Genomic DNA, 15,549 nt, shown 5'->3' with positions numbered 1-15,549 from the left:
GTACAAGATCCGCTACGGCGGCGGCCACAGCCCCGAGCAGTGGCCGCGGGAGGTGGTCCTCGCGCCCGCCCTGCACCTGGTCAAGGGTGATCTCGCCACCCGCCTATAAGCCGCGGCCGCCCGCGGCGGCACGGTCCTGGCGACCTTCCTCTCCGGCCGCGTCGACGAGCACGACCGCGCCATCCTGACCGACGTCCCCGGCCCATTCGCCCCCTCATGGGCGTCCGCGTCGACGAATGGGACGCCCTGCCGCCGGAGTTCGCCCAGCCCGTGCCCGAACTGGGCACCGGGGCCCGCCTCGTCTTCGAGATCGTGCTCCCGCGCGGCGCGGTACCGGTCGCCACCTACGGCACCGACTTCTACGCGGGCACCCCGGCCGTCACCCGCCACCGGTACGGCGACGGCGAGGGCTGGTACGTCGTCACCGCCCTCGACCAGCCGGGCGTCGACGAGGTCGTCCGCCGGATCCTGACCCGCCACGACCTGCCCGGCCCGTACGCGGACCGCCCGGCGGTGGAGACGGCCACCCGTGTCGCCCCCGACGGCACCCGCCTGCTCTTCCTCCTCGGCCACTCCCCGGAACCGGCCCGCCTGATCACCCACACCACCACCACCGACCTGCTCACCGGCAAGCGGGTGGACCAGGGCGAACCCCTGGTTCTCGACCCCTTCGGCGTGGCGATCCTTCAGTGGATGCGCCGCCCCCGCCCGTCCGGCACCCCGGACTTGCGAAAGAAGTAGCTGTTGACCTGGTCGCGCCACTCGCGGGCACTGCGGAGCTGCTCCTCGTAGCGCTCGGCCACCCGGGCGTGGCGCGCCGGGTCCACCAGGCCGGCCAGCGAATCCCACACCGCCCGGGCCTCCTCCACCTCCTCGACACCCTCGAAGTGGGTGTCGTAGATGTGCTGGATCACGGTCTTCCCGCTCTTCAGCACATGTCCGTACGGCACATGGTGGAAGAACAGCAGCAGCTCGTCCGGGCAGGTGTCCGGCGACTCGTACAGCTCGGCCCACGGCTTGCCGTACTGCCCGGCGTACCCCGTGCCGCTCGCCGCACTGCGGTCGACGCCGATGCCGTCCCGGTCGGCGAAGTGGTACGTCCCCCACGGGCTGTACTCGTAGCCGTCCACGCTCGGCCCGTAATGGTGCCCCGGCTGCACCATGAAACCCACCCCCAGGGGAGCGGTGTACTTCTCGTACGTCCGCCACGAACCGTCGAGCACGGCGTGCAGCCCACGGGTGAGCTCCGCCGGGGCGTCCGGGAAGCCGAGCCCGATCCACTCGTCGAGCACCGCGCCCGGCTCGGCGTCCGGCTGCCAGGCCAGCCGCCCGAAGGTGTAGAGGTTGGCCTGCGCCAGCGGATGCCCCGTCCAGAACGGGTCGTCACCGACGTTCGACACGGCCACGAGACCGCCCCGGGCGAGGCCGCCGACACCGGTGTCCTCGGGCCGGAACCGCAGCACCTCGCTCCACATCGGCCCCAGCCAGCACACGTGCCGCTGCTGCCCGGTGTACTCCTGGGTGACCTGCAGCTCCACCGCAAGGCGGGTCCGCGGCATGGCCCCGAGCAGCGGCGACACCGGCTCCCGGACCTGGAAGTCCATCGGCCCGTGCTTCACCTGGAGCACGGCGTCGGCCGCGAACTCCCCGTCCAGCGGCAGGAAATGGTCGTACGAGGCCCGGGCCCGGTCCGTCGTGCGGTCCCGCCAGTCCTGGCGGTGGTCGTAGACGAACGCCCGCCAGTGCACGGTGCCGCCGAACGGCTCCAGCGCCGCCGCCAGCAGGTTCGCGCCCTCGGCGTGACTGCGGCCGTACGCGAACGGCCCCGGCTGCCCCTCCGAGTCGGCCTTCACCACGTACCCGCCGAAGTCGGGGATCGCCTCGTACACCCGCCGGGTCGCCTCCGCCCACCAGTCGCGCACGGACTCGTCCAGCGGATCGGCCGTGGGCAGCCCGCCGAGCGTGATCGGCGCGGCGAAGGAGACCGACAGGTGGGTGCGGACGCCGTAGGGGCGCAACGCCGCGGCGATCTCGGCGACTTCACCGATGCGGTCGGTCAGCAGACGCGCCTCGGTCGCGTGCACATTGACGTTGTTCACGGAGATCGCGTTGATCCCGCACGCCGCGAGCAGCCTGCCGTACGCCCGCACGCGCTCCAGTTCGCGCCGCGCGCTCCCGTCCTGCCAGAACAGCGAGCCGCCCGCGTACCCGCGCTCCACCTGGCCCATGACCGGGTGGACGGCCACGTTGTCCCAGTGGTCCAGCATGCGCAGGGCGAGCGCGGGGCGGTGGATCTCCCGCGCCCACGCCCCGGTGAAGGCCGACTCGCCGCGCCGGACGACGTGGAACAGGCCGTAGAGCAGGCCGGGTCCACCGGAGGCGGTGACGGTCGTCGTGCCGTCCTCGCGCGCGAAGGCGAAGCCCTCGTCGCCGAGGTCGTCGCCGCCGAGGTCGAGGACCAGGTCGTACGCGCCGTCGGGCACGGCGTCCCGTACGACCCGGCCCCCGAACTGCCGGCAGGCCTCGGCCACCTCCCCGTGCACCGTCTCCACCAGTGGGCCCGATCCCCGGATCAGGGTCCGCCGGCCGCCGACCGCCCGGAAGGCGGCGGGCGGCAGCCAGGCCGGGTCGACACCCTCGGGCAGGACGGGCACAGGAAGTGGCATCGGACCCCCAACTCGGGTGCTCAGGAGAGCAGTTCGACCTCCGCCAGGGTTGCCTCGCCGTCGAGGACCAGGCGGTACTTCTCGTACGTACCCGGCGACCTCACGGAGAACGCTCGGGTCTGCCGGTCCCAGGCGAAGGACTCCCCGGAACGCCGGTCCAGCGTTCGCCAGGTGGTGCCGTCGGAGGAGCCCTGGAGCGTCCATCCGGCCGGTGCCTTCGCCCGGTCCGCCGACGAGGTCAGCGTGTACTGGACGGCCTCGGCGCCCTTCCGGACCGGCAGGTCCACGGAGGTCACCGAGGCGTCCGTCGCCGATGTGTCGTCGAACAGGGCGCCGTCACCCTTCAGCACGTCCGCACGGGGCGTCGGCACCTCGTCGTCCCGGGTGATCGACACGGGCGCGGCGTTCTCGCCCGTGCCCCAGGACGACGGCCGTGAGCCCATGTCGAACTCCAGGACACCGCCCTTGGCGATCAGCGAGTGCGGCAGCGAGGTCTTCGTCCAGGTCCGGCCGTTGACCTTCAGCCCCTGCACGTAGACGTTCCTCGCGCTGTTCCGGGGCGCCTTCACCACCAGCTCGCGCCCGTTCTCCAGGTGCACGGTCGCCTTGGTGAACAGGGGTGAGCCGATCGCGTACTCGCCGCTGCCCATCACCAGCGGGTAGAAGCCGAGCGAGGAGAACAGGAACCAGGCCGACTGCTCGCCGTTGTCCTCGTCACCGTGGTAGCCCTGCCCGATCTCGCTGCCCGTGTACAGCCGGGACAGCACCTCGCGGACGTTCTTCTGGGCCTTCCAGGGCTGCCCGGCCGCGTCGTACATGTAGATCGCGTGGTGGGCGACCTGGTTGGAGTGCCCGTACATGCCCATCCGGACATCGCGCGCCTCGGTCATCTCGTGGATGACACCGCCGTACGAGCCGACGAACTCGGGGGAGGCCGTCTCTGGCGTGGAGAAGTAGTCGTCGAGCTTGTCTCCCAACCCCTTCCGGCCGCCGTACAGGTTCGCCAGGCCCCGGCTGTCCTGCGGGGCGGTGAATGCGTAGCCGTACCCGTTGGTCTCGGTGTAGTCGTGGCCCCACACGCGCGGGTCGTACTTCGAGGACTCCACCCGCCAGTCGCCCTTGGCGTTCCGGCCCTGGAAGAACCCGGCCTTCGCGTCGAAGAGGTTCACATAGTCCCGGGCGCGGTTCAGGAAGTACTCCGACTCCTCCTTGTAGCGCCGCTCGCCGGTCTCCTCGTAGAGCTTTTGGCCCATGCGGGAGATGCCGTAGTCGTTGAGGTAGCCCTCCAGCGCCCAGGAGAGGCCCTCGTGGGTCTCGGTGCCGGTGTAGCCGAGGAAGGGGGAGGTGGCCATGCCCTTGCGGCCGACGCCCGAGTTCGGCGGTACGACCGTGGCGTTCTTCACCGCCGCCTCGTAGGCCGCCTTCGCGTCGAAGTCGACGCCCTTGACGTACGCGTCCGCGAACGCCACGTCCGACGAGGTGCCCGTCATGAGGTCCGCGTAGCCGGGGGAGGACCAGCGCGAGGTCCAGCCGCCGTCCTTGTACTGCTGCACGAACCCGTCGACCAGCTCACCCGCCCGGGACGGAGTGAGGAACGAGTACGCCGGCCAGGTCGTCCGGTAGGTGTCCCAGAAACCGTTGTTCACGTACACCTTGCCGTCGACGATCTTCGCGCCGGTGTGCGTCGGGGTGTCCGGGTTCGGCATGGGGGAGAAGGGCGAGGCGTACTTGTGCCTGCCGCCGACCTTCTCGAAGCCGGAGTTCGGGTACAGGTAGAGCCGGTACAGGCTGGAGTACAGCGTCGTCAGCTGGTCGGGGGTCGCGCCCTCGACCTCCACCTTGCCGAGCAGCCGGTCCCACTGCCGCTGGGCGCTCTTCTTGACGGCCTCGAACGACCTGCCCTCCGGAATCTCCTGGCGGAGGTTGTCCTTCGCCTGGTCGAGGCTGATCAGCGAGGTCGCCAGGCGCAGGGTGACGGTCCGGTCGTCGGCCTCGAAGCGCAGATGGCCCTTCACGCCGGCCGACGAACCCTCGCTCACCGGCTTGTCGAACTCGCCGTAGACGAACAGCCGGGTCGCCCCCGTCGACAGCCCGGACTTCACGTCCGAGTAGCCGGTGACGACCCCGTTCTCCTTGTCCAGGGTCAGCCCCGCCTGGTCGGTCACATTGTCGAAGAGGACGCTCGCGTCGTCGCCGGGGTAGGTGAAGCGCAGCGCCGCCGCATGGTCCGTCGGCGCCATCTCGGCCTTCAGCCCGTTCTCGAACCGCACCCCGTAGTAGTACGGCCGCGCGGTCTCGTTCTCGTGCCGGAAGGCCAGCTCCCGGGCCTCGCGGCCGAGATCCGGAGTGCCGGAGGCGAGGGACGGCATCACCTGGAAGGTCTGCCGGTCGCCCATCCAGGGACTCGGCTCGTGGCTCGCGCTGAACGCCTGGATCGTCGGCAGGTTGTCCGCGTTGTTCGCACGTGCGTAGTCGTACAGCCAGCTCAGCGAGCCCGCGTTGGTGACCGGCGTCCAGAAGTTGAAGCCGTGCGGCACCGCCGTCGCCGGGAAGTTGTTGCCCCGGGAGAAGCCGCCGCTGGAGTTGGTGCCCCGGGTCGTCACGGCGTAGTCCGACAGATGCGCCTTCGGCCGCTCGGGGGCGACGGACTCGATGCTCACGTCGTCCAGCCAGCCCCGGAACTTCGCCGGGCCCTTGGGGGAGTCGTAGGCCACCAGGATCCGGTCCACGGTCTTCCCGGCCGCGACCGACCCGATCCTCGAGGCCACGTCGTTCCACTGGTTGACGTAGAGGATCTTCGCCGCGCCCTGCCCCTGCGGGGTCAGTGCGAAGCCGTGCTGGTCGGTGGCGCGCAGGTCGCTCAGGTGGGTGCCGTCGGTGAAGGCGAGGTCCACGGAGACGTTCGTCGCGTCGTAGTCGAGGTCACCGTCCGCCATGGACGGGAAGATGCGGTAGGCCAGCCGCGTGTTGCGGCCGACGGCCACGTTCACGTCGAAGACCCTGTTGTACGAGTACGCCCGGCCCTCGGTGGTGTGCCGGCCGGCGTAACGCAGGGCGCGCTTTCCGGTGAACCCGGCGCCCGCCTTCGCGGTGGGGGAGCCGTTGGGGCCGCGGTCGACGAGCGAGAGCATGTCCTGCGGGACGGGCCCGTCGGCGCCGCCGGTGGACAGCTGGAGGTCGGCGATCTGGAGGATGCCGCCGCCGTTGTTCCGGGTGACGTCCAGCCGGAAGTGCCGGTACTCGCCGGGTTCGGCGAGGTCGTACGTCTTCGTCTGGAAACGCTCGGAGAAGGACTCGCCGGTGCGGGTGTCGAGCGTCTTCCACTCCTTCCCGTCGGCGGAGCCCTTCAGGGTCCAGTCCTTCGGGTCACGCTCATCGTGATCATTGGCCGACGTCAGCGCGTAACGGGCGAGTTTGACTGGTTTATCCAAATCGAACTCGACCCAGCCGGTGGGCTCGAAGGTGAGCCACTTGGTGCTCGGCTCGCCGTCGACCAGGTTCTCCTTCACCTCGCCGCCGCCCGTGTTCTCGGCACCGGCCCGGACATCGGTGACCTGGTCGGTCACATTGCCCGGTATGCCGCTGCTGTAGCCGCCGTCGACTCCCGAGGCCCGCTTGCCGCCGTCGGGGGTGGTGTCGACGCTGTTCAGCCAGTCCGGAACCGGGTCGTCCGCCTCAAAGGAGGACGCGAACTCCCGGTCGGGGCTCTCGGGGGCTTCGGGCCGTGCGACCGCAACGCCCTGTGAACTCAGGGTCAATGCGAAGGCGGTCGCCGACACGACCGCCGAACCCCATCTGTGCCGAGCTTTCCGTTGCATCAACGGGTACCCTCCCTGCGCAGTGGACAACGTTGTCACCTTCGATGCGCAAGGACCAGTAGTTGCCCAAGTGGCCGGGAGTGTCAAGGGTGTTGCCTGTGGAATCCGGGCGTGGTGACCGGGATATTTCCGGCGGAGCGCCCACAGGTCACTCATACTTCCGCGAGGTCTCAACTCGGATAAGACCCAGGGCCAACCCTGTGTTCGATGTTGATCCGCTGGCGGGAAGTGGACTATACCTGTCGCACGCTTCACCCGATCCGCACATCACCACCCGCACTTTCCTGCACGACCCAGCTTGACCCGATCGCGGTGCCGGGAAGGATCCGGTTCACCGCCTGAGTCCTGGAGAAGGCGAGGACTTGAGCATGGGATCCACTTCCGCCGAGAACCACGGCACCGAAGGTGTCGGCCGCCGTGATCTGATCAAAAGGTCTGCCGCGCTCGGGCTGATCTCCGTCCCCACCATGAGCTTCCTGTCCGCCTGCGCCAGCAGTGGCGGCGACGACAGTGGCGACAAGGCCAAGGCCGGCAAGAAGACCGCGAAGAACCCGCTCGCCGTCAACGACACGGCCGGCATGGAATTCGTCCTGTTCGACGGCGGCTTCGGCAAGGAGTACGCCGAGGACGCCGTGAAGATCTACGAGAAGAACTTCCCCAAGGTGAAGGTGAAGTTCTCCGCCACCCAGAAGATCCAGTCCACGCTCCAGCCCCGCTTCAACCAGGGCACCCCGCCGGACCTCATCGACAACTCCGGCGCCGAGCAGATGGACATGGGCGTCCTGGTCGGCAAGAACCAGCTCGCCGACCTCACCCCGCTGCTCGACGCGCCCTCCTACGACGACCCGAACAGGAAGGTCCGCGACACGCTGCGCCCCGGCATCGTGGAGATGGGCCAGTTCGACGGCGAGAAGGTCTGGATCCTGTACTACGCCTACACGGTGTACGGCGTCTGGTACTCGCAGAAGGCCCTGGACTCGCTCGACGAGCAGTACCCGGAGACCTGGGACCAGATGCTCGCGGTCTGCGCGAAGGCCAAGAAGAAGGGCATGGCGGGCTGGACATACGCGGGCAAGTACCCGTATTACATCCCCTTCTCGCTCTACCCGATGATCGGCAAGGTCGGCGGCCGCGAGGTCCTCGACGCGATCGACAACCTGGAGCCGAACGCCTGGAAGCACCCGGCCGTCAAGGCCTGCTTCGAGGCGTACTACGAGCTGTACAAGAAGGGCTACGTCCTCAAGGGCACCCCGGGCCTGGACCACATCCAGTCGCAGACCGCCTGGGCCGAGGGCAAGGCGCTGTTCATCCCGAACGGCTCCTGGGTGGAGAACGAGTCGGCCAACGTCATCCCCGACGACTTCAACCTGGCCGTCTCCGCGCCCACCGGCATCGACTCCTCCGACAAGATGCCCTTCGGCACCATCTGGGCCTCCGGCGGCGAGCCCTTCATCGTCCCGGCCAAGGCCAAGAACGCGGCCGGCGGCATGGAGCAGCTGCGCATCATGCTCAGTGAGGCGTCGTCCAAGAACTTCACCGGCAAGGTGAAATCACTGACCGCGTACAACGGCGGCACCGACGGCATCTCCCTCACTCCCGGCCTCACATCCGGCGTCGCGGCGCTGGACAAGGCGGGCGAGAACGTGGTGAATCCCCGTCTGCAGGACTGGTACGTGCAGTTGCAGAAGGAGAAGATCGGTGTGTCCGGTCTGGGCGAGATGATGGCCGGCCGCCTCACCCCGGCCGAGGCCATCAAGAAGATCCAGGGCTTCGCCGACGAGGCGGCCAAGGACGACTCCATCAAGCACTACAAGCACCAGTAGCAGCAACGGAAACCCAATGTCCGCAACGGCACCGGAGTGGCGATGCAGCACGGCAAGTACCGGTTCATCGTGGGCTTCCTAGCGCTGCCCCTGGGACTGTACGCGCTCTTCGTGGTCTGGCCGTTCATCCAGTCCATCTACTACTCGTTCACGGACTGGACCGGCCTGAGCCCCGAATTCACGATGGTCGGTTTCGACAACTACAGCCGGATGCTCGACGACGACATCTTCTGGAAGTCGTTGCAGCACAGCCTGCTGTTCGCCCTCCTGCTGCCGTTGGTGACGATCGGCCTCGCGCTGTTCTTCGCCTTCATGATCAACGTAGGCGGCAGAAAACGGAGAAACGGGCCCGTCATCACCGGCGTCCGCGGCTCCGGCTTCTACAAGATCGTCTACTTCTTCCCGCAGGTCCTCTCGATCGCCATCGTCGCGCTGCTGTTCGCGTTCGCGTACAACCCGGACAGCGGCGCGATCAACTCGCTCCTGCGCGGCATCGGCCTGGACGACGTCCAGCCCCTCTGGCTGGGCGACCCTGATCTGGCCCTCTGGGCGGTGATGGGGGTCCTCGTCTGGTCCACGGTCGGCTTCTTCGTGGTCCTCTTCTCCGCCGGCATGGCCTCCATCCCGGCGGAGATGTACGAGGCCGCGCTCCTGGACGGCGCGAACCGCGTCACCACGTTCTTCCGGGTCACCCTGCCCCTCCTCTGGGACACGGTGCAGTCCGGCTGGGTCTACATGGGCATCCTCGCCCTGGGCGCCGAGTCGTTCGCGGTCGTGCAGATCATGACGACCGGGCCGGGGGGGCCCGACTACTCGACCACCGTCATGGTCCTGTACGTGTACCAGAAGGCGTTCCGTGACGGGCAGGCCGCCTACGCCACCACCATCGGTGTCGCCCTGCTCGTCGTCACGCTGGCCTTCGCCGCCGTGGTGATGCGGCTGGGCCGTCGCGAGCGGCTGGAGTACTGACCGATGAAGACGACCGAAACCCCCGCGCCGCTGCCGGCCGAGTCCGGCGCACCGATCACCAAGGCGGACGTCCCGCCGCCCGCGCCCCCCAAGGAGAAGAAGGAGGGCACCGTCCTCAACGTCTTCTCCCACGGAGTCCTGGTCATCTGGGCGTTCATGGTGGTCCTGCCGCTGCTCTGGGCGGTCATGACGTCCTTCAAGGACGACCGCTCCATCTTCAGCTCCCCCTGGTCGCTCCCGGACTCCCTGCACTTCGACAACTGGTCGCGGGCGTGGACCCAGGCCAACATGAGCGACTACTTCCTCAACACGGTCCTCGTGGTCGGCGGTTCGCTCATCGGAACGCTGGTCCTGGGCTCCATGGCGGCCTACGTCCTGGCCCGTTTCGACTTCCCGGGCAACCGCTTCATCTACTTCCTGTTCATCGGCGGCATGAGCTTCCCGATCATGCTCGCCCTGGTCCCGCTGTTCTACGTCGTGAACAACATGGGCCTGCTGAACACCATCCACGGCCTGATCCTGGTCTACATCGCCTACTCGCTGCCGTTCACGGTGTTCTTCCTCACGGCGTTCTTCCGCACCCTGCCGACGTCCATCGCGGAAGCGGCCTTCGTGGACGGCGCGTCCCACAGCCGCACGTTCTTCCAGATCATGCTGCCCATGGCCAAGCCGGGCCTGATCAGCGTCGGCATCTTCAACTTCCTGGGCCAGTGGAACCAGTACATGCTCCCCACGGTCCTCAACACCGACCCCGACAAGCGGGTCCTCACCCAGGGCCTGGTCCAGCTGGCGGTCAGCCAGGGCTACAAGGGCGACTGGTCGGGCCTGTTCGCGGGCCTCGTGATGGCGATGCTGCCGGTGCTGGCGGCGTACATCATCTTCCAGCGACAGGTGGTGCAGGGCTTGACGGCGGGTGCGCTGAAGTAGCGCGGCAGGGCCACGGCACTGCCGGTCCGCACGACTCGGCGTCTCAGCCTGGCCGGGTGGGTCCGCGGCCCGGCGCAGCGGGGTGCCGCCGCGCCCACCCTCCCCCAAGCTCTCGGCTCCGCTCGAGCAGGGGGGACCCCCATCGCCCCCAGCGGCACGCATGCCCGCAGCGGGGGCGGCTCGCACCCGCGTACGGCGAGAAGGGGCCGTGTCGGGGGGTGTCCCGCCCGCAGCGGTTGGCGCGTCAACGCCAGTCAGTCGGTATGAAGGCCCATCGCGCCGTTCCGAGGACGGACACCCCCCGGCGCGGCCCCGACCCACCCCCCACGGTCAGGCGGAGCCCAAGCCGCACCGACAGAAAGCGCGAACCACCACGTAGCCCTGCGCAACCACCCGCACACCCCTCGGAATCAGTTCAACCTCTTGACGGGAGGCGACCCGAACGGCTCAGCTTAGAGTTCACTAGTTGGACATAGACGGGGCCTCATCGAAGCGGCCCCGCGCGCAGGAGGTCGTCGTGGAGACTCCGGGGTCGCAGTCATCGCTGCACCGAGCCAACCTGGAGCGTGTCGTACGAGCCGTGCGCCTGGCGGGCTCCCTCACCCAGGCCGAGATCGCCCGGACGACGGGTCTGTCCGCCGCGACGGTCTCCAACATCGTCCGGGAACTGAAGGACGGCGGCACCGTCGAGGTCACACCGACCTCCGCCGGCGGCCGTCGCGCCCGCAGCGTGTCGCTGAGCGGCGACGCCGGCATCGTCATCGGCGTCGACTTCGGTCACACCCACCTCCGCGTCGCCATCGGCAACCTCGCCCACCAGGTCCTCGCCGAGGAGTCCGAGCCCCTGGACGTGGACGCCTCGTCCACCCAGGGCTTCGACCGCGCGGAACAGCTGGTCACCCGCCTGATCGAGGCCACCGGCGTGGACCGCTCCAAGATCGCCGGTGTCGGCCTCGGCGTCCCCGGCCCCATCGACGTCGAGTCCGGCACCCTCGGTTCGACCGCCATCCTCCCCGGCTGGACCGGCACCAAGCCCGCCGAGGAGCTGCGCGGCCGCCTCGGCGTCCCCGTGCACGTGGACAACGACGCCAACCTCGGCGCCCTGGGCGAGATGGTCTGGGGCAGCGGCCGAGGCGTCCGCGACCTGGCCTACATCAAGGTCGCCAGCGGCGTCGGCGCCGGCCTCGTGATCAGCGGAAAGATCTACCGAGGCCCCGGCGGCACCGCCGGAGAAATCGGACATATTACACTCGACGAATCCGGCCCGGTCTGCCGATGCGGAAACCGCGGCTGCCTGGAGACCTTCGCGGCCGCGCGCTACGTGCTCCCGCTCCTCCAGTCCAGTCACGGCACCGATCTGACCATGGAGGGCGTCGTACGGCTCGCTCGGGACGGAGATCCGGGCTGCCGTCGGGTGATCGCCGACGTCGGCCGCCACATCGGCAGTGGAGTGGCCAACCTCTGCAATCTGCTGAACCCGAGCCGCGTGGTCCTCGGCGGTGATCTCGCCGAGGCCGGTGAGCTGGTCCTCGGGCCGATCCGGGAGTCCGTCGGCCGCTACGCCATCCCCAGCGCCGCACGCCAGTTGTCCGTTCTCCCCGGTGCCCTCGGCGGCCGTGCGGAGGTGCTCGGAGCGCTCGCCCTCGCCCTCAGCGAGATGGGTGATTCGACCCTTTTGGACGGGACTGCTCCCGGCGCACTCCAGGCAGTCACCCCTGCCTTCACTTAGAGAACGGATGGCACCGTTGCCATCTCGTTAAGGATTTACTTCTTGACGTCGCACGTGTGGCCGAGTTGACTTCCAGCCACCTCGGCCGCAATGTCGCGGCCTCGTCAGGGAGGTTTCTGAAGTGAACACGCGTATGCGTCGCGCCGCTGTTGCTATTGCCGCCGGTGCGATGGCCGTTTCGCTTGCTGCCTGTGGCAGCGCCAAGGAGTCGGGCGACAACGCCGACTCCACCGGGTCCGCCAAGAAGGGCGACGACATCAAGGTCGGCCTGCTCCTTCCGGAGAACGCGACCGCCCGTTACGAGAAGTTCGACCGGCCGCTCATCGAGAAGAAGGTCAAGGAACTCACCGGCGACAAGGGCGAGGTCGTCTACGCCAACGCCAACCAGGACGCCGCCAAGCAGAACCAGCAGGTCGACACCATGGTGTCGAACAAGGTCGACGTGCTGATCGTGGACGCCGTGGACTCCAAGGCCATCGCCGGCTCGGTGAAGAAGGCCAAGGACGCGGGCATCCCCGTCGTCGCCTACGACCGTCTGGCCGAGGGCCCGATCGACGCCTACACCTCGTTCGACAACGTCACCGTCGGCAAGACCCAGGGCGAGGCCCTGCTGAAGGCCCTCGGCGGCAAGGCCAAGGACGGCCAGATCGTCATGATGAACGGGTCCTCCACCGACCCGAACGCCGCCCAGTTCAAGAAGGGCGCCCATGAGGTGCTCGACGGCAAGGTGAAGGTCGGCCGCGAGTACGACACCAAGGAGTGGAAGCCGGAGAACGCCAACGCCAACATGGAGGGCGCCATCTCCGCCCTCGGCAAGGACAAGATCGTCGGCGTCTACTCCGCCAACGACGGCATGGCGGGCGGCATCATCACCGCCCTGAAGGCCGCCGGCATCGCCGACATCCCCGTCACCGGCCAGGACGCCGAACTCGCCGGTGTGCAGCGCATCGTCACCGGTGAGCAGTACATGAGCGTCTACAAGCCCTACCCGCAGGAGGCGGACGTCGCGGCCGAGATGGCCGTCGCCCTCGCCCAGGGCAAGTCGCTCGACTCGATCGCCAAGGACAAGGTCGACAGCCCGACCACCAAGGCCGTCCCCTCCGTCCTCGTCCCGGTCGTCTCGCTGACGAAGGACAACATCAACGACACCGTCATCAAGGACGGCATCTACACCGTGAACGAGATCTGCGCGGGCAAGTACAAGGCCGCCTGCGACAAGATCGGTCTCAAGTAAGCAACCGCCAAGTCCCCTGCGGAACACGGGAGTCCGAGCCGGACTCCCGTGACCCGTGCGGGGGACCGGTTGCCCCCGAGTTCCTCCGGCGCCCCGCCACATCAGCCCCGCAAGCTCCGCGGGGCGCCGGACGGATCACCCCTCCCACACTTCTGCACAACCTCCCGCCGGGTCAGGCGGCGAAGGAGATGGTTCACGTGTCCGCTACGCCCGTGCTGGCGTTGCGCGGGGTCTCCAAGCGGTTCGGTGCCGTTCAGGCGCTCACCGACGTAGAGCTTGAGGTCCACGCCGGTGAGGTGGTCGCCCTGGTCGGCGACAACGGAGCCGGAAAGTCCACGCTGGTCAAGACGATCGCCGGCGTGCACCCCATCGATGAGGGCGTCATCGAATGGGACGGCAGGTCCGTCCAGATCAACAAGCCGCACGACGCCCAGAACCTGGGCATCGCGACGGTCTACCAGGACCTCGCGCTCTGCGACAACATCGACGTCGTCGGCAACCTCTACCTGGGCCGGGAGCTCCGCAAGCGCGGCATCCTGGACGAGGTGGAGATGGAGCGCCGCTCCCGCGAGCTGCTCGACACCCTGTCGATCCGCATCCCCAGCGTGCGCATCCCGATCGCCTCGCTCTCCGGCGGTCAGCGCCAGACCGTGGCCATCGCCCGTTCCATGCTCGGCGAGCCCAAGCTGGTCATCCTCGACGAGCCCACCGCCGCCCTCGGCGTCGAGCAGACCGCACAGGTCCTCGACCTGGTCGAGCGGCTGCGCGAGCGCGGCCACGCCGTGATCCTCATCAGCCACAACATGGCCGATGTGAAGGCCGTCGCGGACAAGGTCGCCGTGCTGCGCCTCGGGCGCAACAACGGCGTCTTCGAGGTCAAGTCGACCTCGCAGGAAGAGATCATCTCCGCCATCACCGGCGCCACCGACAACGCCGTGACCCGCCGTGCGGCGCGCACGAACGGGGAGGGTTCCAAGTGAGCATCGACAAGACCTCCGCGGCTCCGGACGAGCACGTCGTGGAGAACCCCGAGGCGGCCAAGGCCGCCGTCACGGTCGTCGACCCCCGGCTGCTGGTGCGCGAGCAGGGCCTCAAGGGCTACGTCACCGAGTACAAGCGGAAGATGAAGTCCGGTGACCTGGGTTCCATCCCGGTCGTCATCGGTCTGGCGATCATCTGGCTCATCTTCACGAGCCTGAACTCCAACTTCCTCACCGCGGGCAACCTGTCCGACATGTCCGTCGCCATGGTCGGTACGGGCATGATCGCCGTCGGCATCGTGTTCGTGCTGCTGCTCGGCGAGATCGACCTGTCGGTCGGCTCGGTGTCCGGTGTGGCGGGTGCGTCGTTCGCGGTGCTGAACGTCACCAACGGCATGAACGAGTGGCTCGCCTTCGTGCTGGCCATCGTCACCGGCACGGTCGCCGGTGTGCTGCACGGCTTCTTCTTCGCGAAGGTCGGCGTCCCCGCGTTCGCCGTCACCCTGGCCGGTCTGCTGTTCTGGAACGGCCTCATGCTCCAGATCCTCGGCGACAACGGCACGATCAACCTCGACCCGGACGGGGTCGTGGCCCAGCTGACCAGCTACTACTTCTCCGACGTGGCCGCCGCGTACGCGCTGGCCGCGGTGGTGACCGCGGGGTTCTTCCTCAGCTCCTTCTTCGAGAACCGGCGCCGCGAGGCCGCGGGTGTGCCGTCGAGGCCGCTGAGCGAGACCCTCGTGCGGACGGTGCTGCTGGGGGTCCTGGCGTTCGCCGTCGCCATCGTCTTCAACCAGTACAAGGGCCTGCCGCTCGCCGTGGTGATCTTCATGGTGGTGCTGCTGGTCACGGACTTCGTGCTGCGCCGCACGTCGTACGGCCGGAAGGTGTTCGCGCTCGGCGGCAGTGTCGAGGCGTCCCGCCGTGCCGGTATCAACGTGGAGATGGTCCGGATCTCGGTGTTCGCGATCTCCGGCACCTTCGCCGCGGTGGGCGGCCTGTTCATCGCCTCCAAGATCGCCGCGGCCAACCAGGGAGCCGGTGGCGGTGACCTGCTGATGAACGCGATCGCCGCGGCGGTGATCGGCGGCACGTCGCTGTTCGGCGGCCGCGGACGCACCTGGAACGCCCTGCTCGGTGTGCTGGTGATCGTGTCCATCCAGTACGGCCTCGCCCTCGAGGGCATCGCCTCCCCGGTGCAGTACATGATCACCGGTGGTGTGCTGTTGGCCACGGTCGTCATCGACGCCGTCACCCGCAAGACGCAGAAGACGGCCGGGCGCGCGTAACGCCCGAGAACCCGCGTGTGCCCGGTACCTCCCAGGTACCGGGCACAGCTGTGTCGTAGGTGTGGCACAAGATGGGTACAGCCGAACGCGTGACGTACGACGCAAGGCCACGGC

The 15,549-nt window shown here is 68.5% G+C and carries 9 protein-coding genes and 1 pseudogene; 8 read left to right on the top strand and 2 right to left on the bottom strand.

Going from position 1 to position 15,549, the window contains the following annotated elements:
- Positions 1–43: 43 nt before the first annotated feature.
- Positions 44–741: pseudogene (locus HDC93_RS14760) on the top strand (beta-galactosidase trimerization domain-containing protein); the annotation flags it as partial.
- Here HDC93_RS14760 and HDC93_RS14755 read toward each other — a convergent pair.
- Positions 687–2,666, bottom strand: a complete 1,980-nt coding sequence (locus HDC93_RS14755) for an alpha-glucuronidase (protein WP_185010922.1) — start codon at positions 2,664–2,666, stop codon at positions 687–689. The pseudogene HDC93_RS14760 and the gene HDC93_RS14755 sit on opposite strands and share 55 nt — an antisense overlap.
- Positions 2,667–2,686: 20 nt before the next feature.
- Positions 2,687–6,484 (bottom strand): GH92 family glycosyl hydrolase, encoded by a 3,798-nt coding sequence (locus tag HDC93_RS14750; protein WP_185010919.1) that lies wholly within the window; start codon positions 6,482–6,484, stop codon positions 2,687–2,689.
- Positions 6,485–6,852: 368 nt separating this feature from the next.
- On the opposite strand from HDC93_RS14750, the gene ngcE reads away from it, so the two are divergent.
- The 7 genes from ngcE to HDC93_RS14715 all read left to right on the top strand — a co-directional run bounded on the left by ngcE (position 6,853) and on the right by HDC93_RS14715 (position 15,435).
- Positions 6,853–8,307, top strand: a complete 1,455-nt coding sequence (gene ngcE, locus HDC93_RS14745; protein ID WP_185010917.1) for an N-acetylglucosamine/diacetylchitobiose ABC transporter substrate-binding protein — start codon at positions 6,853–6,855, stop codon at positions 8,305–8,307.
- Between the two features lie 42 nt (positions 8,308–8,349).
- Positions 8,350–9,276, top strand: coding sequence for a carbohydrate ABC transporter permease (locus HDC93_RS14740; RefSeq protein WP_185010915.1), 927 nt, complete (start codon positions 8,350–8,352; stop codon positions 9,274–9,276).
- Between the two features lie 3 nt (positions 9,277–9,279).
- Positions 9,280–10,203, top strand: a complete 924-nt coding sequence (locus HDC93_RS14735) for a carbohydrate ABC transporter permease (RefSeq protein ID WP_185010913.1) — start codon at positions 9,280–9,282, stop codon at positions 10,201–10,203.
- 517 nt (positions 10,204–10,720) lie between these two features.
- Complete coding sequence (locus HDC93_RS14730) at positions 10,721–11,932, top strand: ROK family transcriptional regulator (RefSeq protein WP_185010911.1); 1,212 nt, start codon at positions 10,721–10,723, stop codon at positions 11,930–11,932.
- 133 nt (positions 11,933–12,065) lie between these two features.
- The gene (locus HDC93_RS14725; protein ID WP_185011071.1) at positions 12,066–13,166 is read left to right on the top strand and encodes a sugar ABC transporter substrate-binding protein; all 1,101 of its coding nucleotides are present in this window, start codon (positions 12,066–12,068) and stop codon (positions 13,164–13,166) included.
- 188 nt (positions 13,167–13,354) lie between these two features.
- A complete protein-coding gene (locus HDC93_RS14720) occupies positions 13,355–14,146 on the top strand; it encodes an ATP-binding cassette domain-containing protein (protein WP_185010908.1) in 792 nt (263 codons plus the stop codon).
- Positions 14,143–15,435 (top strand): sugar ABC transporter permease, encoded by a 1,293-nt coding sequence (locus HDC93_RS14715; protein ID WP_185010906.1) that lies wholly within the window; start codon positions 14,143–14,145, stop codon positions 15,433–15,435. Before HDC93_RS14720 ends, HDC93_RS14715 begins: the two co-directional genes overlap by 4 nt.
- Positions 15,436–15,549 lie beyond the last annotated feature (114 nt).

This window comes from Streptomyces sp. AK010, assembly GCF_014207295.1.
GTDB lineage: Bacteria > Actinomycetota > Actinomycetes > Streptomycetales > Streptomycetaceae > Streptomyces > Streptomyces massasporeus.
Note: the sequence above shows the minus strand (reverse complement) of the source record. Positions and strands in the feature narration are given on the sequence as shown.